Raw genomic sequence first — 23,436 nt, forward strand, 5'->3', positions numbered from 1 at the left:
GAATAAGCAGCTATCCATAGGATAACTGCTTCCTATTATTCTGGCTTATTAGGAATGTTTTGGTTTGGAACATAGTCAGATTTATAATCTGTATAGTTCACTTCCGTTACCATCCCTGCTGAAGCATGATGTAGGTCGTGACAGTGGAACATCCACTCACCGGGATTGTCTGCTACAAAGGCTACTTCATATTCTTCTCCTGGTTTTAAGTTCAATGTATCTTTTACAATTGGAGAACCTTCTATCGGTTTTCCATCTTTACTCAACACCTGAAAGAAGTGCCCGTGTAAATGCATTGGGTGATCATCCATTTTAGAACGATTTACCAACTTCACTTTTACTAAATCACCCTTTTTTACTTGAATTGGGTCAATATCCGGAAATACCTTTCCGTTAATTGTATATACCATTTCATTTCCATTCATTTGCGTATTTAAGTCCATATTATATGTGGCAGTATACTCTTGATTTAACGTGAAACTACCTAATTTTTTAGTACCATATTTCATTATATCTACTTTCGGTAATTTTTCTTTTTCGTCTGCTTTATCTTTCATCTCTTTGCTGCCACCATATTCAATAACAGCTTTCATTCCTTTTGCACCTTTATTTTTCGAATGGTCTTCAACATACCATTTCCCAGTTTTATTAGCAGTAAATTCAATATCATAACGTTCGCCCGGTGCGATTGAAATTACTTTATCCTTTATAACTTTTGGATCGTTTATTGGTTGACCATCTGTCGCAATTACTTTTATATCATGACCGTGAACATGTATATCATGTGATAGATAACCAGCATTAACGAGTCGAAAACGAACTTTATCTCCCTTATTCACTTTCAATGGCACTACTAAATCACCGCTTTTTCCATTGATTGTGAATAAATCATACATACTCATATCATGACCTTCCATCTTCATATTTCCATGGTCCATTCCTGCCATATTGCCAGAGTCTTTTTGATCACTGCCCATGTCCATACCAGAATGATCCATGCCGTTCTTATCATCATTCTTTTCCTCATTTTCATTACCTTTAGATTTATTACCTATTTGCCCTTTTGTCATTTCTTTTAACTGCTTATTCATTTCTTCTTTATCTGTAACCCATTCATCCAACATTAATGTGTAATCTTTATCATATTTTTCCTTTGTATCTTCTACAATGAGCGCTCCATACAACCCTCTATCTAATTGATTTACAGAATCTTGATGCGAGTGATACCAGTACGTTCCTGGTACGTTCGCTTCAAATTCGTAAGTGAAACTTTTTCCTGGTTCAACTGCATCTTGTGTCACGCCTGGAATTCCATCCATGTTATTTGGTACAGGATATCCATGCCAATGAATAGATACTGGTGCAGATAATTCATTTTTTAATGTCACTTTCACCTTTTCACCTTTTTTCACCCGAATTTCTGGACCAGGAGATGATCCATTAAATGTCCAGACTGGAACAATAACACCGTTACTTAACTTTTGCTTTTCTTCTTTCGCTATTAAAGTAACTTCTGCTCCTTTTTCAACCTTCAATGGTTTTGTAGCTGTTTCAGTCTGTATTGTTTTTTTATCTTTCATATTTTTATGATCATTTGTTGTATTTGTGGCCAAAGAACATGCAGCAATTAAAAATATTACAGAGACCGTAACAGCTTTTAATACAAATCGCTTCATGGAAAATCCCTCCTTTTTCAAAATCATTATAGAACTTGATTTTCAAGAAAATAAGGAGATGTAATTAGATCTTACGTAAGCTAATTGGAAGATTACTAAAAGTGGAGACATTACAAGAGGCGAATATTTTAGAAATACAAAATGCTTTCCTTGTAGCGACTATATTAGCCGTTCTCGTATTTGTTTTGACGTTATTTCTTAAGAAACAATAACACTTCTATTATTAAATAAGAAAAATGTAGCTAAAATGCTCTTCACAAAAGAACTTAGATTTTTGTATAATAAGAACTAATGTTCTTCACAGACAATAGACTCAAATTACACAAATATATCAAATAGAAGAGGATTGATATACGATGAAAATTGATAGACCAAAAATTTCACCAGAGTTATCTTCAAAGAATTTTCAAGATATTTTTTATGAAGAAGATCCAACATTGGAAGTGTGTGAAATTATAGACTCCACTTTCGAAAATGAATCTGTAGATAGAGTACGATTATATGATGCGGTGATAAAAAACTGTAAGTTTACTAATACAGACTTTAGCAATATTGATATTACAGATGTTTGTTTTGAAAACTGTGATTTATCAAATGTTAATTTAAGCAATTCTTCTGTTCACAGAGTCGAATTTAAAAACAGTAAATTAATCGGAGTAAATTTCACAGAATCTAGCTTAGGAAATGTTAAATTTGAGAATTCAATTTTGAATTTAGCGGCATTTGGAAATTCCAAACTAGAAAAAATCATCTTCAATGAAACTTCATTAAATATTGCAGATTTTTTTGACTGTAAACTTAAAAAAGTTGAATTCCAATTATGTAGTCTTGATGAAGCTAATTTTGATCAGACCTCACTGAAGGGGATAGATATTAGTTCTTCTAGCTTTGATACGCTTACAGTTTCAGTGAACGATTTAAGAGGATGTAAAGTATCAACATATCAAGCTGTTCAGTTTGCAACTTTATTAGGATTAATAATTAAAGATTAGTATTTCGAAGAAAAGAACCCTATCCCGAATCATGGATTTTTTAATTGTCCACGATTCGAGATAAAGTTCAAATAAATTAGTAATGACTTTTTATTATTTAACTACAGCTTGGTTTCCTTTTACATGTTCATTATTTACACTCATAAATTCTTCAATTTCTTCAACTTCTCTAATGATATCTTTTGACAAGTTTTCATACCCGTCTTTCGTTACAAGAATGTCATCTTCAATACGAATTCCAATTGATTCTTCTTCAATATAAAGACCCGGTTCAATTGTTATAACCATACCTTCTTCTAACACTCTATCTTTATATGTTCCTACATCATGTGTATCTAAACCAAGGAAATGGCTGACACCATGATAATAGTATTTTGATAACTCTTCATCTTCTTGAATTAAGCCAATTGCTTTACACTCTTCTGCCAGTACCTTTTTTGTATGCTCATTTAATGCAGCGAACTTTAATCCTGGCTTAATAATCTCTGTTGTTTCTTTTAATGCTTTTAATACAATATTATAAATTTGTTTTTGGCGACTAGAGAATGTTCCATTTGCCGGGAATGTATAACTAATATCAGCGTTATAGTAGTCTTTTTGAGCACCTAAATCTAGTAATACTAAGTCACCATTTTGAATTTGTGCATCATTATCTTCATAATGAAGAACTGTAGCATTTTTCCCACTCGCCAAAATTGTATTGAACGCATGGTACTTAATGCCAGATGATTTCAGTGTAAAATCAAATTGTGCTTCTAATTCATACTCCATCATGCCTGCTTTTGCATGCTTAAGTACGTTGTAAATACCGTCTTTCGTTATAGCAATCGCTTCTTTAATAATTTCAATTTCTTCTTCTGTTTTAAATACTCGTAATTCACAAATGTTCGGATATACATTACCAATTGTTACGTGTGGGTATTTTTCTCTTACATGTTTAGCAAATGCTAATGTTTTTGTCTCCGTACCATTCCACTCACGACTTTCTATATCTAAATATAAATGCTTCGCATTTTCTGTAAAGAGTATATTTGACATTGTCTTTTCAAAGCTATCTAAATATACAACTTTCTTTATACCTGAAATTCCCTCTGCTTCTTCGCTAGAAACTGTTTTCCCAATCCATTTTTCCATTACTGGATCTGACTTTTCAATGAAAAGTGTCTCTTCTACACTATTCCCAACCTTTTTCAGCATAAAAATAACATTTGGTTCATCGATTCCCGTTAAGTAGTAAAAATTACGATTCGGTACAAATTTATAATGTGCATCAGCCGACATATGCGGTGCTTGTCCCGCAAATAAAATCGTAATAGATCCCTCTGGTAATGTGTTTGCTAATCGTTCTCTATTTTGAGCAAAAAATGTTGATTTCATAATAATCCCCCTAGCGTTTTATGTATAATTGTGAAACTAATTATTCAATACACTTCATTCTATTATTGTTATAATTTTTCGTCAATTTTTAACTAAATTTTAGATAGTATTGACACAGACAACTAAACAAGTTACAATAACTATAAATTAGTAAGTTACTAATTTGAATTTAAATAAGAGGTGAACAAAATGCAAAACATTTTATTCCGTATTAATGAATTATCAAAAAAAGAAAGAACGTCTGGATTAACAGTTGATGAAAAACAAGAACAACAAATGTTGCGTCAAAACTATACAGAAACATTTCGTGGAAGCCTAGATTCCATTTTATTAAATACAAAAATTGTTGATCCTAATGGTCTTAACGTTACACCAGTTGCATTACAAGATGCTCAAATACGTTTAAAATTAAGCAAATGAGTTCCGCGCTAAAGAATTTCAATAAAACATAAACAGAGCTGGATTTCCTATATAGAAATTCCCGCTCTGTTTATTGCCTTTTCTAATTTAGTAAACGAGCGATACATCGCAATTCTCCACGACACAATCATCGCAAATGCAAGTAAGAAAAACATTCCGCTTAACTCTGCCAAATCAATTGATTGGCTTAAATATGACTTTAATGCCACGCGTACAGCTAATAAGCCTACTAAAATAAATATGAATGCTTTTGACGGTTTCATATATATTTGTTCGTCTCTTATTTCAAACTTTTGTTGTTTTTATAAGAAATACAGAGAAAATAAGCCCTGCAATAATTGCTTCTATTATTTCTAACGACGTTAATCGGAATTCCGGTAAAAAGTACATCATTGCTCCAGTACTCATAAAAATTGGCGGCAATATAATTTTCTTTTTCGTTACCGGTTTTTTCGCTGCTTTAAAGCGCAGAAACATGACACCAACAGCCATACAAACCGCTAAAATACTTGATAAAAGTGCTATCATACTCTTCCCACTCCTATCTATTTAAAAGACTTTTTGAGCAAAATCATAAACCAAACGAGCCCGATACTTATAATAACATGACCTAATCCAGCCATATGGCTTAAACCGTAAAAGTCAGTTCCATTTACTTGTAGAAGACCTCTCCATAGCATTGTAACAATAGTAAAGATTACTCCTACATTATAAACAACAAACCATGCACAAAAGCTCTTTGTTTCTTGTACATGAAACACTTTACATAAAGCTAAAGCAATTAAAAAGAATACAAAACCGAGCACTAATACATGTGTATGCACTAATTGCAACATTGTGGATCCTTTAATTCCTTGTGCTTTCGAATACTCTCTTGCAAATACACCTGATAATAAACCAATAATTAAGTAAATAAATGCCGCATTATATAATTTCTTCATTCTATTCCTCCTGTTGTAAACTTTCTATATTCGCTGCAATTATTTTAAGCGAAGTTTATGAACGGAGTATGAACAAAATATTACATTCAATTTTTGAAAATAAAAAAGCCATTCCACAAATAATAATTGTAGAATGGCTTTTCAATTTATTTTAAATCTTCTATTGAGAAAGCACCTGGAAGTAATTGCTCAACAGTCACTTCTTTTTCATCACCTTTTACATTCGTTAATAATACAGGCATTTTCGGATCACAGAATTCAGCAATTACTTGTCTACACGCACCACATGGTGAAATCGGTCCATCAGTTTCTCCTGTAATAACTAAGTAACTAAAATCGCGCTCCCCTTCTGATACTGCTTTAAAGATCGCTGTTCTTTCTGCGCAGTTACATAAACCGTAAGAAGCATTTTCTATATTACAGCCAGTATAGATTTTACCTTCTTTCGTAACTAACGCTGCACCAACAGGGAATTTCGAATACGGAATATATGCTTTCGATAACATCTTGTTTGCTTCTTCAATATATTTTTTCTTATCCATATTATTTCCCCCTCAAAGTAAATGAAATAATCATTAGTCAGTAATAACTGTATGAACTAATTTAGGAGCCACTGCTGTTTCAGCGATAGAGATGTTCTCATAAATTTTTGCTTTTACATCTTCTACATTTTCACGATTTGCGTAGATTGTTACGAACGGCTCGCCTTCTTTTACTGCATCGCCAACTTTTTTACGTAACATTAATCCTACTGCTAAATCGATTTCATCTTCCTTCGTTGCACGACCTGCACCAAGTAACATAGCTGCAATACCAATCTCATCTGCAACAATGTTAGAAATAACACCTGAAGTTTTTGCAGGTACATCAATTACATACTTAGCTTGTGGCATTTTTTCTGGATTGTCTACAATTGAGCTATCTCCGCCTTGATTGCTTAAGAACTCTTTAAATTTCTCAGTTGCTTTTCCGTTTTTCATCACTTCAATTAGCATTTCACGAGCTTCTTCTAACGTATTTGCTTTTTTCGCAAGTACGACCATTTGGCTACCTAATACAAGTACTAATTCTGTTAAATCTTCTGGACCTTCACCTTTTAACGTATCAATCGCTTCTTTTACTTCTAGAGCGTTACCAATCGCAAAACCAAGCGGTTGTGACATGTCCGAAATAACAGCCATAGTTTGACGTCCTACATTATTTCCGATACGTACCATTGCATGTGCTAATTCTTTTGCATCTTCTTCTGTTTTCATAAATGCACCAGCACCTGTTTTTACATCAAGTACGATTGCGTCAGCACCAGCTGCAATTTTTTTACTCATAATTGAACTTGCGATTAAAGGAATTGAGTTAACAGTTCCTGTTACGTCGCGCAATGCATAAATCTTTTTATCTGCAGGTGTTAAGTTTCCTGTTTGTCCAATAACAGCTACTTTGTCACGGTTTACAATATCAATAAATTGTTCTTTTGTAATTTCAACGTGGAATCCTTCTACCGCTTCTAATTTATCAATTGTTCCGCCTGTATGTCCTAAACCACGACCAGACATTTTTGCTACTGGTACATCTAAAGCAGCAACTAATGGTCCTAATACTAAAGTTGTGGTATCACCAACACCGCCAGTTGAATGTTTGTCTACTTTAATTCCTTCAATTGCTGATAAGTCGATCGTTTCACCAGACTCAACCATCGCCATCGTTAAATCTGCACGTTCGCGATCTGTCATATCTTTAAAGAAGATTGCCATTGCAAGCGCACTCACTTGATAATCAGGAATACTTCCGTCTGTATATCCATTAATAAAGAATTTGATTTCTTCAGTCGTTAATTCTTTGCCGTCACGTTTTTTTGCAATAATATCTACCATTCTCATTACAATCACCATTCCTTTTTATATTATACGAATCTATTAAAATAATAAGCCAACGATTGTTGCTGATAAGAAACTTACTAACGTTGCACCGAATAGTAATTTCAAACCAAATCTTGCCACTACATTCCCCTGCTTTTCATTTAAGCTTTTAACTGCCCCTGCAATAATTCCAATTGAAGAGAAGTTTGCAAATGAAACTAAGAATACAGATATAATCGCTGTCGTTCTATCTGAGAAATTAAAGTTTCCTTGTGCTAAATCTGTCATAGCGACAAATTCATTTGATACTAATTTTGTTGCCATAATATTTCCTGCATTAACTGCTTCATGCCAAGGCACACCCATAATAAATGCAAATGGTGCAAATACATAACCAAGGATTTCTTGGAATGAGATACCAATTACACCTTTAAATACTGCATTGATGAATGCGATAAGAGCAACGAAACCGACTAGCATAGCTGCTACTGTAATGGCAACTTTAAATCCGTCTATAATGTATTCACCTAATACTTCAAAGAAAGTCTTTTTCTCTTCTTCTTGCACTTCTAACATATCTTCTTCCTCAGTAACCTCGTAAGGGTTAATGATAGAAGCGATAATAAAACCACCAAATAAGTTAAGCACTAAAGCGGTTACAACATATTGCGGTTTTAATAACACCATATATGATCCGACGATAGACATTGAAACGGTAGACATTGCAGATGCACATAATGTATACATTCTTTTCTCTGGCAATAACCCTAGTTGTTTCTTAACTGATATAAATACTTCAGATTGTCCTAAAATCGCAGAAGCAACAGCATTATATGATTCTAGTTTCCCCATTCCATTTACTTTACTTAATGCTAAACCGATAGATTTCACAATAATAGGTAATACTTTAATGTGTTGTAATATACCTATTAGTGCCGAGATAAATACGATTGGCATTAATACACTTAAAAAGAACGAAAACTCTTTTTGATTTACTAGTCCACCAAATACAAAATTCACACCGTCAGCAGCATATTTTAATAACTCTCCAAAACCATCTGCTATTCCGCTAATTAATATATTCCCTACACTTGTATTTAATAATAAAAATCCCAAAATGAATTGTAATATAACCATCGTTATGATTGGGCGATATTTGACTTTTTTTCTATCATTACTAGCAAGCCAAGCGATACCTAAAATCAATACGAGGCCTAAAACACCGATTAAGTATTTCATAAGCCGTCTCCTCCCATTCGTATCCGCTTACATTTTTTCAATTATTAAAGCAATAGATACACTTTACTTTGTGTATCTATCGCTTTTGACTTCATTAATGATTAGTAGTTATCTGTAGCACCTTTTGCATCATTTAATACGATTGCAACACTAGCACTTGCTCCAACGCGAGAAGCTCCAGCAGCTACCATTTTTTCTGCATCTTCACGTGTACGAACACCACCAGATGCTTTTACACCAACGTTTGGTCCTACTGTTTTACGCATTAATGCGATATCTTCAGCAGTTGCTCCGCCAGTTGAGAATCCAGTTGAAGTTTTTACGAAGTCAGCACCAGCTTTTACTGATAATTCACAAGCGCGTACTTTTTCTTCATCTGTTAATAGGCAAGTTTCAATGATTACTTTTACAAGAGCTTTTCCTTTTGCTGCTTGTACTACTTCATAAATATCTTTTTCAACAAGTTCGTTGTCGCCATCTTTTAAAGCGCCTACGTTGATTACCATATCAACTTCAGTTGCACCTTTTGCGATAGCATCTTTTGTTTCAAATGCTTTTGTTTCAGTAGTGCTTGCTCCTAATGGGAAACCGATTACAGTACAAACGTCTACATCATGTCCAGCTAGTTCATCAGCCGCTAATTTTACCCATGTTGGGTTAATACAAACAGAAGCGAATTTATATTCCTTTGCTTCTTCAATTACTTTCATAACATCTTCTTTAGTAGTATTAGCTTTTAAAATTGTATGGTCAATTAACTTTGCAATGTTCATTATCTTCACTCCTCATATCTTTTAACAACTTCATTCTAACTCTTAGTTGAACAAATGTAAATACACTTTTGAAATTTTGTTCATTATTTTTAAAAAGGAATTTTCTTGTAGTAAATAAAGCGCATTCTAACAAAGAACATTTCAAATATATAATCAAAATTTTTATGTTAACAATGGTAGTATGTATCTCCATATCCATAATTATTTTTAAAAAGGCAACTTGTGTTCAAAAAACTCCTATCATTCATACATAACAAAATAAAAGGCGTTCTCAAAATTAACATCTTGAGAACGCCTTTTATTTCTAATCTTTTTGATAATGTAACAATTCTTTTGCTGTATGCTGATCGATAATTAATACATTTGCATACCCGCCACGTAACGCACCATCAATTGCTTTGATTTTTCTATTACCACCTGCAACTAAAATAGAACGTTTCTTTAATTTCAGTTCTTCTAACTCAATTCCAATGGTCCGCTTATTAATTTCTTCACTACTAATATTTCCGTCCCCATCAAAGAATCGTGAACAAATGTCACCGACCGATTGTTTTTTGAGTAAACTCGTTTCACCCTTATCGAAATAACCTAATCGGAATAATAGCGCTTCGTCTCGCACTGTTCCTACAGTGAAAATTGCAATATTCGCTTGCTTCCCCATTTCGATAATATGATGAATATGTCGATCCTGCTCTACTAATTCTTTTGTCACTGCATTATCAAATATAACTGGAAGAGGTAGATTTCTTGGCGTCGTTTGAAAAGCATCTGCAAATAAAGCTATCGTTTCATTCGCATATGTATTTACACTTGAATGACTAATACCACCTTTTAGCTGGACAACCTCTACCCCTTTTACATGTTGCGGTACGATTTTTCTAGCGATTTCATACATCGTCATTCCCCAGCTTACACCAACAATATCACCGTTTTTAACTGTCTTTTCCATATACTCAGCTGCATATTTACTTATATACTCTGTAATCGTTGCATATTCCGGTACTGGAGAAAATACAACATGTGCCTCTAACAAGTTGTATTTTTCTTTCAGTAAATTCCCAACGTTATCTAAATCCGCAAATGGATCAGCGATGCTAATTTGAACAAACCCTTTTTCTTTCGCATACTTTAACAATCTAGAAATTGTTGGTCTTGAAATATTTAATTTGTTAGCAATTTCTTGCTGACTATAATCTGATTGATAATATAATCTTGCAACTTCAACGCTTAATTGTTGTTTATCTTTTTCCATAGTAACTCATTACAAATCCCTTCCTGTATTTCCCTTTCGTTACAAGCATTATACAGCTTTATGCAAAAAAATTCGACTACCGAATTTTATCTATCTGAACTTCTACTACACTTAATATATAATGAAAACTTATTGTGTAGATTTACAAACTCAATATAGATACGCTTGAAACATGTAAATCGATTAACATTTAATTCACATTTTTTCTGTAGTAACGATAACAAAGCCGTTCAATAAGAAACATGAAACATCATCTAAAAACTATTCAAATACCCCTTATAAACAGAAGATACTATTTATAAGGGGTATTTATTCAATTTAATTTTATAAAAATTGGATGGAAACAATGCAAGTTCTCACTTATTTAGAATAAGTGAAAAGATGATGTTTTATTTGTTCAATAAAATAATGATGGTGTATATTATCGTTAGATACTCGACTTGCCATAATAGCCCCCTCCATTGAAGAGGCAAGAAAGGAAGCGAGTGATATAACCTCTATATCTTCTTTAAATTCTTGTTTCTCTATTCCTTCTTTTATGAGAGAAGCCATTAACATTACTGTATCATCATAACCTTTTGCTGCTGCTTTTTGTAATTCTGGAAATACTCCAGTACTTTCAATGGCACTATTAAGTAATGGACAGCCTCCAGCAATAGGAGGATTATTAGCTGCATCTTGATATACAAGGAAAATTGCAAGGATTTTATCAATTGCTGTCTTTTTATTTTCCATTGCTTTATGAAAATGACTCCACATAATCTCACCACTTTTGTCGTAGGCAGCAAGGACAATTTCTTCTTTACTTTTGAATCTACGATAAATAGATCCTTTAGGTAGTTCAGTAGCTGTCATTATATCCTGGATGGATGTGCGAGTTATCCCATTAGTATTAAATAAATATAAAGATGTTTCAATAATTTTTTCTTTAACCTTATCAACTTTAGTCATGCTTTGTAATCCTCCTAATGAAAACGATCCTAATATTCTAGGTAATGTTTACCCTCTATTTTCTTAATTTTTTTGTAAGTATAAATAAGTTGGGAACAGAAATATCTTATCAATCCCTATCTTATGGAAACCTCAAACAATACAGTTTGAAAAGAAGTTAATCAAATTGTATTACCTACATAACTTAAGTGAATTTTCTGTCAAAACAACATGACCAATTGTTTAATTCAGTCATATTATACAACTAATTTCATCTAAAATCGTAGAGGTGTAAAAATATATAGTTAATTTTAACGTATAGACATATGATTATTATATATAATTTTTATCAATATGTTTAGCTAAAGTGTTTGAACTACTCCCACTTTCACTTCATTCTATAAAAGATTAACCATTAATGATTACTGGAATTAAATTGTAACAAAGCAACTGAAATATAAATATATTTGCTTTTTTCCATTTTGATTTTGTTAATACTTTATAAAAAGGGTTTAAAAAACTAGAAACTTGTAGTATCATTAGATTTCGATTCGGACCGAACCGTCCGGTTTAGAATCCTATATAAATATATTTAGAAGGAGAGCGTTATGCAGAAAGAAAAATCAAAAATTATAGGTAATTTAATTATGGGGGCAATACAGTGAACTTTATAAAAATGAATAAAAAAGAAATCATTATGCTAATAATCTTTACACTGTTTGTACCATTTCAAATTGGCTTGTACATACTATTTGGCATATCACTTTTAGCTAATGTCAATTTAGTTGAATCAGAATTTGTTCTGAGTGCCATCGGTTTTACTGTACCTGCTATTGTAGGAATCATTTGCTTTAGGAAAGAAATTATTGAAAGTTTTACTTATTTTAAAGAGAAGACAATTTTGAAAATAGTAAGTATTCCTATGGTAGTTTTATTTACGTTAATTGTGGAACAGTGTGTTATGTATTTTCTAGCAACTGGTCAACCAGAGAACCAAGAGCAGCTCCTTGAAACGGGTGCAGAGGTACCTCTTGTATTTACATTGCTTGTATTTGGTATTCTGGGTCCAATACTTGAAGAAATTGTGTTTCGCCACATATTAATAAATCGTTTTTCTTACCATATTGGTACCGCTATTGCATCTATCATTTCGATTATGATTTTTACACTTCTTCATACGAACCAACTTTCGGATATTGCTATTTATTTACCTGGATCGTTGATACTTACTGCGGCTTATCTTATTTCTAAAAGATCCATTGCATATGTTATAGCGATACATATGTTAAACAATTGTCTTGGTTTCATTCTGTAAGAAACTAGACTTGTTTCTGGTGCCAAAAATACTTTTTCTATGACATAAGAAAGCTAATCAAAAATTATAAAATATTAGGAGAGTGTCAGTCATGATTGTAACAACAACTTCTGGAATTCAAGGTAAAGAGATTATTGAGTATATTGATATTGTAAATGGTGAAGCTATTATGGGTGCAAATATTGTCCGCGATGTATTCGCTTCCGTTCGTGATGTTGTCGGTGGCCGTGTTGGTGCTTATGAAAGTAAACTAAAAGACGCTCGTGATATTGCAATGGGCGAAATGAAAGAACTTGCAAAAGAAAAAGGTGCGAACGCTATCGTTGGTATTGACGTAGATTACGAAGTTGTTCGTGATGGAATGTTAATGGTTGCTGTCAGTGGTACAGCTGTGCGTATATAAGTAAATAAAAAACGGTTCCTCCCTTGGAATTTATACTTTGATGGGAGATCCTGGTTCTGTTGCAGATTTTAAAGAATAAAACGAGAAATAATCAACTTTTTTATTTCTCGTTTTATCTACATATTTATTTTTGGAAAAATAACCTAACTCCAAATACTAACAATACTATGCCCGTAATACCCTCCATTGTACGGTTCACTCTTTCTTTTCTTAAAAAAGTTCTTAATTGACGTATGAGTGAGATGTAAAGTAAATACCATATTGCTGTCAAAGTCGTAAATGTGACTCCTAATAAAAGAAATTGGAGGAAATGATTTTGATTACTCACAATAAATTGGGGTAAAAAACTAAGGAAAAATACAGCGGTTTTTGGATTTAAAATTGCCGTAGTAAATCCTTGTCTAAAGCTTTTAATTGCCCCAATATCCTTAGAGTCCATTTCTGCTGAACCTGACATATCTTCTTTTTTATGTAAGGCACTTTTAATTGACTTTACAGCTAAATAAATTAAATAAACAGCCCCAGCATATTTTATAAATGTAAATAACATAGCAAATTTCATTAAGATAGCAGAAAGTCCTAACGTAGCCATTATTGTATGAATCATCATTCCAGATATCGTTCCTAAAACAGTCTTTATCCCGCCATTTTTACCATGCGAGATAGTATTTTTTGTAACTAGTGCAAAACCAGGACCAGGCATCATTATGATTAGCATTGCTGTAAGGATAAATAATAGATAATTTTCCATGTTGTAGTATTTCCTCTCCAATTTTTAGTTTTGCTTACAGTATAGCTTTTTTCATTAAAACATTACATATAAAAGACTTGATCAGAAATTTATTTAGGTTATTCGTATCAATTTGATTAAATATTACCCAATAGCCACATTGATAAAACATATGACAAACTTATATATAATTACAAGTTCAACTCTCACAAAAAAACAGGATAAAAAAATAAACAGCAGAACTAGTCCACTGTTTACTTTGCCACACCTTCATGTAATTTTTCTGTATAATCCTTTACATCTTTCCAGCTATCTTTCGCTGTATGTAAATCTTCTTTTATAAACGTAAACTCTTCCGGACTAATCCCTTTTACGTTTTGTAGTAAATTATTATATTTTGCACCTACTGTATACCATTGATTTGATATGTTTTGTAGTGCTGTAATTGCTGCATCGATTGTTTCTGTCATGTTTGTTGTTTTATTTTTTACATCAGTCAAAATTACGACTTCTGCTTGTGCTCCTGAAATTCTATCTTTTAAATTGGCGATTTCTCTTTCTGCATTTGCGATATCTTTTTTCGCAACCGCAATCATCGGCCCGCCAGCAAGACATGTTATTAGAGCTACGCAAAGTACGCCACCAGCAATGACCATATCATTACTCTTTTTAATCGAATCGTTATATGTATTTATTTGTTGCTCTAGAGCTGGAATACCAGCATTCGTACTTGCCAATATCGCTGTTAACTGATTTGTATCCTCTTTGAAACTATTTGTATCTTTCGCCATTCTATCGCGAAAAGCTTTCAAATTTCCTAATAATCCATCTACCTCATTTTGATTCTTTACAATATCCGCATACAACTTTTCTAAATCCGCTTTTAATTTTCCGCTATCCTTTTGATCAATCGCTATTAACATGTCATTATAATACGATTGAAAAGTATTATTGTAATTTATAATATTTTGATCCGTTTTCATAATTTGAGGCTTCATATTATTTAACCAATATGCTGCATTAATTTTTGCATCTCTTTGATGCTGAATCATATTCCCTTTAAATTCACTATTAATCGAACTTATTTTACTTAAATCCGTCTCTTGTTGATTTTGAATTAATTTTGCATATGAATCCATTGCAAATATGCTTGATGTCGTTTGTGCCATTACATCTTGGAATCCTGCTGGTCCAAGAGAATAGTTTTTCACATTTTCTTGTAGCACCTTTGCATTTTGTTCTGCTGCAAAAGGATGTAAAGGAAATGCGTTACTCGTTGCCACCCCAGCAATCATTACCGCTAAAAGACATTTTTTATAAAATCGTTTCTGCATATTTTTCACCTATTCTCTTTATAAGGATATCAAAAGCTCCTGCTCACAACTGAACAGGAGCTTCAAATCATTCATCAACACTTAACGCTCTAACGATTCGTATTCAATTATGCTTTTTTCGTGTCTACTACTTTAATATCTTCAGCATAAATCTTTTCTGCATAGTCTTTAATGTTTTTCCAGCTATCTTTCGCAATGTTTAAATCTTCTTTAATGAAAACAAGATCGTTTGGACTAATTGAATCCACATTTTGAAGTAAAGAATTGTATTTTGATCCCATTGTATACCATTGGTTTGAAATGTTTTGCAACGCTGTAATTGCAGTATCAATCGTATTTGTTAAATACTCAGTTTGTGTTTTAATGTTCGTTAACCCAGCTACTTCTAATTGAGCAGTTGTAATTTGTCCAGTTATTTTTTGAATTTCAGCTTGTGCATTGTCAAGTTCTTTCTTCGCTAATACGATACCAGCTGTACCACCGCCTACAGCTGCTGCACCACCTGCAATTAATGCGACTCCTAGCGGTGTTCCTGCGCCCGTAGCAATAACTACTGCACCACCAATAATTGCAATTGGTCCTAGAGCTGTCGCAACAGATGAACCGATAATAATTGCATTATATTTACTAATTGCCTCATTGTACGTTGTAATTTGATTTTGCAGAAGCGGAATTCCTGCATCTTGACTAGCTAATATAGATGTAATTTGATTTGCATCACCCTTGAAGTTTTGCGTATCCGACGTCATTTTATTTCGGAATTTTTTCAAGTCTTCTACTAACTGATCCACTTGCGCTTTATTTTCATTAATACTACTAGATAATCTAGTTAGGCCTTTCGTAAGAGTCGTTTTATCTTTTGCATCTACCGCAGCAACTAAAGTATCATAATAGTTTTGGAATTTAGTATTGTAGTTAATGATGTTTTGATTCGTTGAAATAAGCTGTGGCTTTAATACATCTAACCATTGCTTCGCATTTCCTCTAGCTGTATCTTGGTGCTGAATCACTTTTCCTTTTAAAGCTGCATCAACAGTCGATACATTTCCAAAGTTAACATTACCTTGTTTAATAATTGTTAAAGCATACAGATCCATTACTAAAGCATTTGAACCTGTTCTTTCCATTGCATCTTTCAAGCCTTCTGGTCCTAATGAATATTCTTCATAGTCATTATAAGCTTTTGCTACCGCATGAACTGGAGCTTGTTTCACTGTACTTTCAGCTGCATACGTATGAGCCGGCATAATATTTCCTGCTGCAAATACTGCCATAAGTGCTGATAGAGCCATTACTTTATATGGTTTTTTTGTCATTTTTCTTCTCTCCCTATATCGCTAATTATTTTTCTATTTAATGTACTTCAACGTTTGTAACGTAATCTTCAAATTGATTTGTTTGCTTATTCATTTCATCACTTACTTTTTTAATTTGATTAAAATGTTTTTGAAGTAAACTACTGTCTGTATACGTGCCTTCTTCAACATTTGTTTGAATTTGAATCATATTATTATTTAAAACTTTCCAATCGGTTAATAACGTTTCTAAAGTTGTAATTTGACGATCAATTAATTCTGTAAAGCTATTTACTTGATCTTCAACGAATGTAATTTGAGTCGCCTCTGCTTCAGTTTGTGATAACTTTTGAATAAGTGGCAATAACTCTTTTTGCTTTTGCTGAATGCGAAGAGCTGCTTCCCTCGTTTGACTATCTGCAGCATTTACAATTTCATTACTTAAAGTACCGATAGAAACAAAATCGATTGTTTTCGTTTGTGCAGTTTGATTTGTGATTGTAAATACTTGTTTACCGATATTAATAGAACCTTTAATGATTTCTTGAGGTCTATTCAAAATAGTAGTTAGTTCAGCTTGAATTTCCCCTTGAATTCTTTTAATATCTTCTCTTAATTTCACAATATCTCCACTTGATCCTTGCAGTGTTTTTATTGCTTCATCGGCTTTAATTGATAAGTTGTTACTATCTTTGTCTAATACTGTTTTAAATCGATTTAACTCTAATAAATCTTGCTCCATACTCTCTTGGATGCTCTGTACTTGCAATTGTAATTTTCCATATGCACTCATAAAATCTGCTTTTGCTTGCTGATCTTCATTTACGTTTCCTGCTAGTTCATAGAGCTTACTATAATAGCTATTAAATCTATTGCTGTATCTCATCATCTCTTGATTTAAGTCAATTAGCTTCGGATTATATTCATCAATCCACTCTCGTACATTCGCCTTTGCAAACTTTTGATGATTCGTTAAGCTACTCATCGCATTTACCTTAATGTCTGGCTGTTGCAAAATAATTAATCCGTATGCTTGAATAAGCGGTGATTGTGATCCTAACATTCTAATTGAGTTGGATAATGTATTTGGAGCAATTACATTTTGCGCATATACTGTTTTCACTTCTGTTTGCCCCTCCTTAGCGTAAGCGCTTACAGGAATGAAGCAACTCGTAGATACTGCTGTAACCAATAACCCTGTAATTAAAGTCTTTTTCACTTTAACTCCTCCTATGTATTAGCAACTATTACTATCGCATTTTATTATTCTATTTTCTTGCCCATAATTTGAGATGGTTAAAATAGAGAACGTTCTCACCGTGATCCATGTATGAACCACCTCTCTCGTATTGCTACAGCACTTACTTATCGTCACAAAACATTTTATTATTTTTCATATGTGTTTAGTATGAATAATATTGTATAAATTTTCTATTCCATCGAAATTCTCACATTCACACAGTGAATATATTACTTAAAAATATTATTCATTTTAAACTAAACAACATACATAAATATGAAATTTCGTTTTGTTTTCATATAAGTTTTGTACTGTAAGGTCATTTAAACACAGCTGTTTATATAACGTAAAGAAGTATTTTCATTCCCTTTATTTTCAAGCTTTCATGTCCTTATTTCAAAATATAATCCGATTCACTTTATCGATTGAAATATCTACATATCACAACAGAAAACACCACTTGCAAATAACTGATAAAATTATATTGATATAATTTTTAACCCCGTATGCAATTATGCATAGCATATACACAAAAAGGATAGCTTCATTTTCACGAAACTATCCTTAAAAAATCTTCTTATTTTTTCAAATGATATGGAACTGTCGTAATAACAACATTTCTTTTATAAAGTAAATACGCACGTATGAGTAAACTGGATTGATTATGAAGAATGTTATGCCAACCTTTTTTCGGAATGAACTGTGGTATAACGACCGTAACGCGGTAATTCGATTCACTTGCCTTATATTGCACTGTATCAATAAACTTTGTTAGCGGCTGAATAATACTTCTATAATGAGAATGTAATGTAACAAGCCTTACTTCAGGTTGCCACTTCTTCCATTTCTCTTCAAATTTCTTTTCCTCTTCTCTGTCAAAAGCAACATATACTGCGATAACTTGATCTGCCGAAAGAGATTTTGCATAGTTCAACGAATTTTCTACTACATGCGTCATACCTGCTACAGGAACGACAATTACATTCCCCTCAATTGGAATAAGAGGTTCGCAAGTTTTTAAACTTAATTGATCACCCACTGCATCATAATGCTTCTTAATTCGATGGAATAAGAAGATAATAACTGGTAAGAAAATAAGAATCGACCAAACTTGTGCAAATTTAGTTAAGAAGAACATGCTCATTACGATAAAACTAATAACTGCACCAATTAAATTAATCGTTAATCTTAAAGCCCATCCTTCAGGCTTTTCGCGAAGCCATTTTAATACCATCCCTGTTTGAGAAAGTGTAAATGGAATAAATACACCTACTGCATATAGTGGAATTAAATGTTCTGTTTGTCCTTGGAAAGCTACAATTAAAATAATCGAAGCAACTCCAAGTATAATAATACCGTTTGAGTAACCTAGACGGTCTCCTCTAATCGTAAACATTCTCGGTATGAATTTATCTTTTGCAAGGTTAACCGCTAATAAAGGAAATGCAGAATAACCTGTATTAGCAGCGAGAATTAATATTAAAGCTGTTGTACCTTGTATGAAATAGTACATGAAATTACGTCCAAATGTTTGTTCAGCAATTTGAGAAACAACTGTTACTTCTTTACTCGGAGTCACTCCGTAATAATAAGCTAAAAATACAATTCCTGAAAATAACACAGCAAGTAATGCACCCATTGCAAGCAATGTTTTTGCAGCATTGTTTGGCGCAGGATCTTTAAAGTTCGGAATTGCATTTGAAATTGCTTCAACACCTGTTAAAGCAGAACTACCTGATGCAAATGCTCTTAGTAATAAAAATAAACTAATCCCTGCAACTGGTGTACCAATCGGCGCATGTAAAGTAGGTGAAACATGACCAGTTAAAATATTATATATACCCACACCAATTAATATAAATAGTGCTAAAACGAATAAATAAACAGGATATGCTAAAACGGAAGCTGATTCCGTTACTCCTCTTAAATTTAATATCGTAATTAATATAACAAATATAACCGCAATAATTACGTTATGTGCATGTAAGCTAGGAAACGCAGACGTAATTGCATCTGTACCAGCGGACACACTAACGGCTACAGTTAAAATATAGTCAACTAATAAAGATCCTCCAGCAATTAAGCCTGGATTCATCCCTAAATTTTCTTTTGATACAACATACGCTCCCCCGCCATGCGGATAAGCAAAAATAATTTGTCGATAAGATAAAATAAGGGCTGTCAATAATACTAATACTCCAACAGCGATCGGAATGGAATACCAATAAGCGATCGCTCCAACACCTGCTAAAGCAATTAAAATTTGCTCTGGACCGTAAGCAACTGATGATAATGCGTCAGAAGATAAAATAGCTAAAGCTTTCGTTTTATTAAGCTTTTGTTCTCCAAGCTCTGTTGATTTTAACGGTCTTCCAATTAAAAATCTTTTAATAGATGAAACCAATGCTGTCCACTCTCCAATAATTTTGTACGAACTTTTCTGCTTGTTACAGCCAGTAAACTATTTCTTCAGAAAACAAAAAATGTCTACAAGCCATAGCGAAATAGACTTGTAGACATTATTTTTTTTGTCGCACAAGCTCCACCTTCCTTCTCAATATAACGCTTACGAGGTTAGCTGTCGGATTCGGGCCTATGAGTAGCCCTACCTTTTTCAAGGATTCACCCCATCGGATTATGTACTAATCCGTAAAAACGGGTCCCCCGTACCATGCGGTTTCAGCGATTTAGAAAATTGAAACTGTGGATTATAATACTCCTTTATTTTCAAAAAGTAAACAAAAATTTTTAATAAGAAAAAAATTAAAATGATTGTGCATAATCCACTGAGAAATATACATAATGAATACTAAAAAATCCACAAAGGAGACCCATATGTCTAAAGAAAAGAAGCCTATTTTTTCCGATTCATATTTAGATGCAGTAGCAAATGAAATTAATCAGTTATATGGTAAACGTGAACAGGAAATAAATTTGACAGATAGAACGAAAAGAAATAAATAATTTGTCATACAAAAAAATAAAAAAGATAGCAATACACTTATATATTGCTATCTTTTTTATTTTTTCATACATCTAATTCTATTACAGATTTGTTAAAGGTCATCTCTTCATACACCTTTAAATTTTGATATATAGTGCTTAATAATGGTGCCGTTATAGAAAATTGCTCTGCTACATCCAGTAAATATCCTTGCAAGTGCTTCCCTTCAATAAACGAACCCTTCTCCATATCACGTTGCATCGATGACTTCATATCATACGAAATTTTATCAATCGTTTTCATATGTTCCTGGGCAATATTAACCTTTATTGGAGCTCCTAATACTCTCATGATTTGTACAGATTCCTCAAACACATTACGGATAAAATCACGGCCGCCTTCACTTTCACGGATTGGTCCAATTGGTGCACGCATTAACGTTGTCACACCGGACATTACAGTAATAAATAAATATTTATGCCACATATCTTGCGTAATATTTTCACTTAAAACAAAACTAGATTTCGTACCTGCAAATGCTTTAGAAATATGCTTTACTCTCTCTGAATTTTGAGACTTAATTTCTCCAAACACAAGTCTGTTGGCAGCACTAGTTTGTACAATTTCTCCTTGATCGTTTAACGTCGTCTCGATAAAGCATAAACCGCCAATTACTTTTTCTTCGCCGAATTCTTTTTGTAATAGTGATAAATGAGCGATACCATTTAACAATGGAATGATTACAGTACCTTCGCCAACAAACGGCTTCAAATCTTGAATTGCCTCGTTTAAGTGATACGCTTTTGTTGAAAATAAAATGACATCAAATGGAGAAGTTCTCTCTTCCTTCGTTATTAATTTCGGTTGAAAGGAAAAATCCCCGTTAACACTTCGGATTACAAGTCCTCTTTCCTCTAATTGTTTTTTCCGTTTACTACGAACAAGAAATGTAACATCTTCTCCCTTTTCGACTAATCTGCCACCAAAAAATCCTCCGACTCCACCAGCGCCTAATACTAAAATCCGCATACAGCATCCCCCTTTTCAAAATACAATTTCATAACTTTTAGTATACATAACATTATACATGTCCTCTGCTAAATAAGCTGAATTTTCACTCTCAATCGAGTATAAAACAGTGGTTATTTTCAAATAAATTTGGGCATGTTGTTTCTATAGCATATATGGAAAGGAAACAATGTAGATGGAGGCAATACAAGCAATTGAGGAAAAAGATGTAGCAACAGCTATATTTCAATTTATATTCCCGTTTTCGTTTAAAGCTGGATATGAACAAAATATGTTCCCATTCTTACAAAAAAACGATTTCCGTCCTTTTCGGCTCGATCATCTCGATGATGAAAATACATATTATGGGGAGTTTAAAGTTTCACATCAAAATATGGAAGCATACTATCTTTCATTTACAAATAAAATTCTCTTTCCTCACTCAGAGCATCAAAAGGGCTTGCAACGTTATTCAAAGGACCTTAACTTAACTGGACATTTAACAACAAACCTTATTTCAATTCCATTCAAGATACACTCTATTGATGTAACACTTTGTCCTTATGAACTTGGCTTCTTAACAATTCGAACAGAAGTAAACACTACTCTAAACATGACTTTATCTGAAGCAATCGAATTTGCTGCTCGCTTCCGTGTACTTGAAACTAAAAATGATACAAATGAGACTATTTGTATTGAATGTAACGGAAAAAAGTATTCCCAAGTTGAAAAATTCATTTTTGGTTATTTATTTCATGGCGTAACTGATTTCTTTGAAAAGAAGAGATTAAGAAGTTCATACTTTCAAACCTTCCCTTTCTTCGAAGACCAAAGAATGTACGTCCAAACTTTATTGTCACTAAAAGAAAGTTTGGAACTTAATGAAGTGGATGTTTATCGTACTTCTAGTCTTTCCGGATTAACAAGTGATGGTAAGCCATATGTGAGTGCAAATAACCTTCCTTACATTCATGACTATTTAAAAAAACACGCTTACCAGAGATGGGCTCCAAATCGTTATTTCATAATGGAAGAACATATTTTTACATGTGTAACAAATGAAGGAGAACGCGAAATCGCTAAACTTGCTAGTCAAATGTACGGGGAATTTTATTACGCTTTATTATTAAACCTATTCCATAAAATTGTTTTATTAAAAATGGCAAACGCCTATGCTGAGCTAAACATTGAACAAGATACTAATGAAATAGAGAAATTAATTTATTCGATCAATTCGTTCACTGCTAATTATTTTTCTTTAGAATTAGTATCCCAATCACAAAGTGAAGATATTTTCTTCCGCTTAAGAAAACTTTTTAATATTGAGGTTCTATACTCGAACGCGAAACAAAATCTTGATAGTTTGTTTAAATATCAAGAAAATGTCGCCTCTAAAAAAGATAGCCTTTTATTATTAATTTTAACGCTCTACTCTGTAGTGGGCCAAATGTTAGGGTTTACTATGATTGACCTTTTAAGAAACACCGATTCAAACAAAATATCGTCACCTCTTGAATTTTTCGCTCTATTAATTGCAATTAGCGGCATTGTCATTTCACTTATTTTAGGAGCCCAAAGTTTATACCAATGGGGTCTACAACATAAACGAAGAAAAGCTTGGGTAAAACAAACTGTACTTTCTGCCGTTAAAGAGAAAGAAGATAAAAATTAAAGAAGGTTATTTTCAAATTCTTGGCGCGCTGCAGTAAGT

Annotated in this window: 21 protein-coding genes, 1 pseudogene and 1 riboswitch; of the genes and pseudogenes, 6 read left to right on the forward strand and 16 right to left on the reverse strand. The window is 33.0% G+C overall.

The window, feature by feature from the left end:
* Positions 1-35 precede the first annotated feature (35 nt).
* Entirely contained in the window at positions 36-1,676 is a 1,641-nt protein-coding gene (locus EBQ15_RS24765) for a multicopper oxidase family protein (RefSeq protein ID WP_000820010.1), read from the reverse strand.
* Between the two features lie 356 nt (positions 1,677-2,032).
* On the opposite strand from EBQ15_RS24765, the gene EBQ15_RS24770 reads away from it, so the two are divergent.
* Positions 2,033-2,668 (forward strand): pentapeptide repeat-containing protein, encoded by a 636-nt coding sequence (locus EBQ15_RS24770; protein WP_000687269.1) that lies wholly within the window; start codon positions 2,033-2,035, stop codon positions 2,666-2,668.
* A 93-nt stretch (positions 2,669-2,761) separates the two neighbouring features.
* On the opposite strand, the gene EBQ15_RS24775 is transcribed toward EBQ15_RS24770, so the two are convergent.
* Positions 2,762-4,045 carry an aminopeptidase P family protein gene (locus EBQ15_RS24775; RefSeq protein WP_000842967.1) on the reverse strand — a complete coding sequence of 428 codons (1,284 nt, stop codon included), beginning with the start codon at positions 4,043-4,045 and terminating at the stop codon, positions 2,762-2,764.
* Positions 4,046-4,234: 189 nt separating this feature from the next.
* Between EBQ15_RS24775 and EBQ15_RS24780 the strand changes: the two genes are divergently transcribed.
* Positions 4,235-4,465 carry a DUF896 domain-containing protein gene (locus EBQ15_RS24780; RefSeq protein WP_001179616.1) on the forward strand — a complete coding sequence of 77 codons (231 nt, stop codon included), beginning with the start codon at positions 4,235-4,237 and terminating at the stop codon, positions 4,463-4,465.
* 47 nt (positions 4,466-4,512) lie between these two features.
* On the opposite strand, the pseudogene EBQ15_RS24785 reads toward EBQ15_RS24780, so the two are convergent.
* From EBQ15_RS24785 to EBQ15_RS24820, 8 genes and pseudogenes are all read right to left on the reverse strand, one after another.
* A pseudogene (locus tag EBQ15_RS24785) lies at positions 4,513-4,993 on the reverse strand (CcdC family protein).
* Between the two features lie 17 nt (positions 4,994-5,010).
* Positions 5,011-5,406 (reverse strand): DUF2871 domain-containing protein, encoded by a 396-nt coding sequence (locus EBQ15_RS24790; protein ID WP_000737864.1) that lies wholly within the window; start codon positions 5,404-5,406, stop codon positions 5,011-5,013.
* 146 nt (positions 5,407-5,552) lie between these two features.
* Positions 5,553-5,948, reverse strand: coding sequence for a cytidine deaminase (locus EBQ15_RS24795; protein ID WP_000358532.1), 396 nt, complete (start codon positions 5,946-5,948; stop codon positions 5,553-5,555).
* Positions 5,949-5,981: 33 nt separating this feature from the next.
* On the reverse strand, positions 5,982-7,283 hold the full coding sequence (locus tag EBQ15_RS24800) for a pyrimidine-nucleoside phosphorylase (RefSeq protein ID WP_001983022.1): 1,302 nt from the start codon (positions 7,281-7,283) through the stop codon (positions 5,982-5,984).
* Between the two features lie 36 nt (positions 7,284-7,319).
* A complete protein-coding gene (locus EBQ15_RS24805; protein ID WP_000876192.1) occupies positions 7,320-8,501 on the reverse strand; it encodes a NupC/NupG family nucleoside CNT transporter in 1,182 nt (393 codons plus the stop codon).
* A gap of 101 nt (positions 8,502-8,602) precedes the next feature.
* Positions 8,603-9,274 carry a deoxyribose-phosphate aldolase gene (gene deoC / locus EBQ15_RS24810; RefSeq protein ID WP_001017442.1) on the reverse strand — a complete coding sequence of 224 codons (672 nt, stop codon included), beginning with the start codon at positions 9,272-9,274 and terminating at the stop codon, positions 8,603-8,605.
* Between the two features lie 304 nt (positions 9,275-9,578).
* The gene (locus EBQ15_RS24815; protein WP_000409785.1) at positions 9,579-10,526 is read right to left on the reverse strand and encodes a sugar-binding transcriptional regulator; all 948 of its coding nucleotides are present in this window, start codon (positions 10,524-10,526) and stop codon (positions 9,579-9,581) included.
* Between the two features lie 360 nt (positions 10,527-10,886).
* Positions 10,887-11,477 (reverse strand): TetR/AcrR family transcriptional regulator, encoded by a 591-nt coding sequence (locus tag EBQ15_RS24820; RefSeq protein ID WP_000169648.1) that lies wholly within the window; start codon positions 11,475-11,477, stop codon positions 10,887-10,889.
* A 640-nt stretch (positions 11,478-12,117) separates the two neighbouring features.
* Between EBQ15_RS24820 and EBQ15_RS24825 the strand changes: the two genes are divergently transcribed.
* Both EBQ15_RS24825 and EBQ15_RS24830 read left to right on the forward strand, forming a co-directional pair.
* Complete coding sequence (locus EBQ15_RS24825) at positions 12,118-12,771, forward strand: CPBP family intramembrane glutamic endopeptidase (RefSeq protein ID WP_001009301.1); 654 nt, start codon at positions 12,118-12,120, stop codon at positions 12,769-12,771.
* Positions 12,772-12,862: 91 nt separating this feature from the next.
* The gene (locus EBQ15_RS24830; protein ID WP_000637518.1) at positions 12,863-13,174 is read left to right on the forward strand and encodes a heavy metal-binding domain-containing protein; all 312 of its coding nucleotides are present in this window, start codon (positions 12,863-12,865) and stop codon (positions 13,172-13,174) included.
* 124 nt (positions 13,175-13,298) lie between these two features.
* Here the strand turns inward: EBQ15_RS24830 and EBQ15_RS24835 are convergent, their stop codons facing one another.
* The 5 genes from EBQ15_RS24835 to EBQ15_RS24855 all read right to left on the reverse strand — a co-directional run bounded on the left by EBQ15_RS24835 (position 13,299) and on the right by EBQ15_RS24855 (position 20,177).
* The gene (locus EBQ15_RS24835) at positions 13,299-13,925 is read right to left on the reverse strand and encodes a LysE family translocator (protein WP_000433001.1); all 627 of its coding nucleotides are present in this window, start codon (positions 13,923-13,925) and stop codon (positions 13,299-13,301) included.
* Positions 13,926-14,158: 233 nt separating this feature from the next.
* Positions 14,159-15,238: a non-hemolytic enterotoxin NHE subunit C gene (nheC, locus tag EBQ15_RS24840; RefSeq protein WP_001171981.1), complete on the reverse strand. Its 1,080-nt coding sequence runs from the start codon at positions 15,236-15,238 to the stop codon at positions 14,159-14,161.
* 107 nt (positions 15,239-15,345) lie between these two features.
* Positions 15,346-16,554 carry a non-hemolytic enterotoxin NHE subunit B gene (gene nheB / locus EBQ15_RS24845; protein WP_000162981.1) on the reverse strand — a complete coding sequence of 403 codons (1,209 nt, stop codon included), beginning with the start codon at positions 16,552-16,554 and terminating at the stop codon, positions 15,346-15,348.
* A gap of 37 nt (positions 16,555-16,591) precedes the next feature.
* Entirely contained in the window at positions 16,592-17,752 is a 1,161-nt protein-coding gene (gene nheA, locus EBQ15_RS24850) for a non-hemolytic enterotoxin NHE subunit A (protein WP_000751823.1), read from the reverse strand.
* A 598-nt stretch (positions 17,753-18,350) separates the two neighbouring features.
* Complete coding sequence (locus tag EBQ15_RS24855) at positions 18,351-20,177, reverse strand: APC family permease (RefSeq protein ID WP_000254884.1); 1,827 nt, start codon at positions 20,175-20,177, stop codon at positions 18,351-18,353.
* 144 nt (positions 20,178-20,321) lie between these two features.
* A riboswitch (cyclic di-AMP (ydaO/yuaA leader) is annotated at positions 20,322-20,468 on the reverse strand.
* 140 nt (positions 20,469-20,608) lie between these two features.
* Here EBQ15_RS24855 and EBQ15_RS31825 point away from each other — a divergent pair.
* Positions 20,609-20,737 carry a hypothetical protein gene (locus tag EBQ15_RS31825; RefSeq protein WP_000031873.1) on the forward strand — a complete coding sequence of 43 codons (129 nt, stop codon included), beginning with the start codon at positions 20,609-20,611 and terminating at the stop codon, positions 20,735-20,737.
* A 64-nt stretch (positions 20,738-20,801) separates the two neighbouring features.
* On the opposite strand, the gene panE is transcribed toward EBQ15_RS31825, so the two are convergent.
* A complete protein-coding gene (gene panE, locus EBQ15_RS24860) occupies positions 20,802-21,746 on the reverse strand; it encodes a 2-dehydropantoate 2-reductase (protein WP_001221893.1) in 945 nt (314 codons plus the stop codon).
* 175 nt (positions 21,747-21,921) lie between these two features.
* Between panE and EBQ15_RS24865 the strand changes: the two genes are divergently transcribed.
* Positions 21,922-23,397: a hypothetical protein gene (locus tag EBQ15_RS24865; RefSeq protein WP_000387420.1), complete on the forward strand. Its 1,476-nt coding sequence runs from the start codon at positions 21,922-21,924 to the stop codon at positions 23,395-23,397.
* Positions 23,398-23,436 lie beyond the last annotated feature (39 nt).

This window comes from Bacillus sp. 2D03, assembly GCF_003946765.1.
Taxonomy (GTDB): Bacteria; Bacillota; Bacilli; order Bacillales; family Bacillaceae_G; genus Bacillus_A; species Bacillus_A cereus.

Excerpts from the sequence above, each read along its gene's own strand:
- EBQ15_RS24765 (WP_000820010.1), bottom strand. The coding sequence starts at position 1,676 with ATGAAGCGATTTGTATTAAAAGCTGTTACGGTCTCTGTAATATTTTTA.
- EBQ15_RS24770 (WP_000687269.1), top strand. The coding sequence starts at position 2,033 with ATGAAAATTGATAGACCAAAAATTTCACCAGAGTTATCTTCAAAGAAT.
- EBQ15_RS24775 (WP_000842967.1), bottom strand. The coding sequence starts at position 4,045 with ATGAAATCAACATTTTTTGCTCAAAATAGAGAACGATTAGCAAACACA.
- EBQ15_RS24780 (WP_001179616.1), top strand. The coding sequence starts at position 4,235 with ATGCAAAACATTTTATTCCGTATTAATGAATTATCAAAAAAAGAAAGA.
- EBQ15_RS24790 (WP_000737864.1), bottom strand. The coding sequence starts at position 5,406 with ATGAAGAAATTATATAATGCGGCATTTATTTACTTAATTATTGGTTTA.
- EBQ15_RS24795 (WP_000358532.1), bottom strand. The coding sequence starts at position 5,948 with ATGGATAAGAAAAAATATATTGAAGAAGCAAACAAGATGTTATCGAAA.
- EBQ15_RS24800 (WP_001983022.1), bottom strand. The coding sequence starts at position 7,283 with ATGAGAATGGTAGATATTATTGCAAAAAAACGTGACGGCAAAGAATTA.
- EBQ15_RS24805 (WP_000876192.1), bottom strand. The coding sequence starts at position 8,501 with ATGAAATACTTAATCGGTGTTTTAGGCCTCGTATTGATTTTAGGTATC.
- deoC (WP_001017442.1), bottom strand. The coding sequence starts at position 9,274 with ATGAACATTGCAAAGTTAATTGACCATACAATTTTAAAAGCTAATACT.
- EBQ15_RS24815 (WP_000409785.1), bottom strand. The coding sequence starts at position 10,526 with ATGGAAAAAGATAAACAACAATTAAGCGTTGAAGTTGCAAGATTATAT.
- EBQ15_RS24820 (WP_000169648.1), bottom strand. The coding sequence starts at position 11,477 with ATGACTAAAGTTGATAAGGTTAAAGAAAAAATTATTGAAACATCTTTA.
- EBQ15_RS24830 (WP_000637518.1), top strand. The coding sequence starts at position 12,863 with ATGATTGTAACAACAACTTCTGGAATTCAAGGTAAAGAGATTATTGAG.
- EBQ15_RS24835 (WP_000433001.1), bottom strand. The coding sequence starts at position 13,925 with ATGGAAAATTATCTATTATTTATCCTTACAGCAATGCTAATCATAATG.
- nheC (WP_001171981.1), bottom strand. The coding sequence starts at position 15,238 with ATGCAGAAACGATTTTATAAAAAATGTCTTTTAGCGGTAATGATTGCT.
- nheB (WP_000162981.1), bottom strand. The coding sequence starts at position 16,554 with ATGACAAAAAAACCATATAAAGTAATGGCTCTATCAGCACTTATGGCA.
- EBQ15_RS31825 (WP_000031873.1), top strand. The coding sequence starts at position 20,609 with ATGTCTAAAGAAAAGAAGCCTATTTTTTCCGATTCATATTTAGATGCA.
- panE (WP_001221893.1), bottom strand. The coding sequence starts at position 21,746 with ATGCGGATTTTAGTATTAGGCGCTGGTGGAGTCGGAGGATTTTTTGGT.
- EBQ15_RS24865 (WP_000387420.1), top strand. The coding sequence starts at position 21,922 with ATGGAGGCAATACAAGCAATTGAGGAAAAAGATGTAGCAACAGCTATA.